The 795-nt window shown below is 47.9% G+C and carries 1 protein-coding gene; it reads left to right on the forward strand.

Going from position 1 to position 795, the window contains the following annotated elements; translation table 11 throughout:
* A partial coding sequence (locus AB4589_RS25180; protein ID WP_372101935.1) for a transketolase-like TK C-terminal-containing protein occupies positions 1-734 on the forward strand: 734 nt, incomplete at its 5' end.
* Between the last annotated feature and the right edge of the window lie 61 nt (positions 735-795).

Genomic DNA, 795 nt, shown 5'->3' on the forward strand with positions numbered 1-795 from the left:
TCGCTCTGCACGGTGGTTTTGTACCATACGGCGCAACATTCCTAATGTTCATGGAATACGCTCGTAACGCGATGCGTATGGCTGCTCTGATGAAAGTTCAGAACATTCAAGTTTACACGCATGACTCTATCGGTCTTGGCGAAGATGGTCCTACTCACCAACCTGTTGAGCAGATCGCTTCTCTACGTCTGACTCCAAACATGAGCACATGGCGCCCATGTGACCAAGTTGAGTCTGCTGTTGCTTGGAAACTAGCAATCGAACGTAAAGATGGTCCTTCTGCACTTATCTTCTCTCGTCAAAACCTTGCACAGCAAGACCGTGACGCTGAGCAAGTAGCTAACATCGCCAAGGGTGGTTACATTCTGAAAGATTGTGAAGGCAAACCAGAGCTTATCCTTATCGCTACAGGTTCTGAAGTTGAGCTAGCGGTTAGCGCTGCTGCTGAACTAACAGCTGAAGGCAAGAAAGTACGCGTAGTATCTATGCCTGCTACTGACGCATTCGACAAGCAAGACGCCGAGTACCGCGAGTCTGTACTTCCATCTGACGTTACAGCACGTATCGCAGTAGAAGCTGGTATCGCTGACTTCTGGTACAAGTACGTTGGCTTCGGTGGCAAGATCATCGGTATGACAACGTTCGGCGAATCCGCACCAGCAGGCGAGCTATTCAAAATGTTCGGTTTCACTACTGAAAACGTAGTAAACACTGCAAAAGAGCTTCTTGCTTAATCATTCGTTGTAACGCGAATAGAAAAAAACCGAGCCACTGGCTCTAATGCCGATCAGTTAA

The sequence above is a fragment of the Vibrio sp. 10N.222.49.A3 genome (assembly GCF_041475145.1).
Taxonomy (GTDB): Bacteria; Pseudomonadota; Gammaproteobacteria; order Enterobacterales; family Vibrionaceae; genus Vibrio; species Vibrio tasmaniensis_A.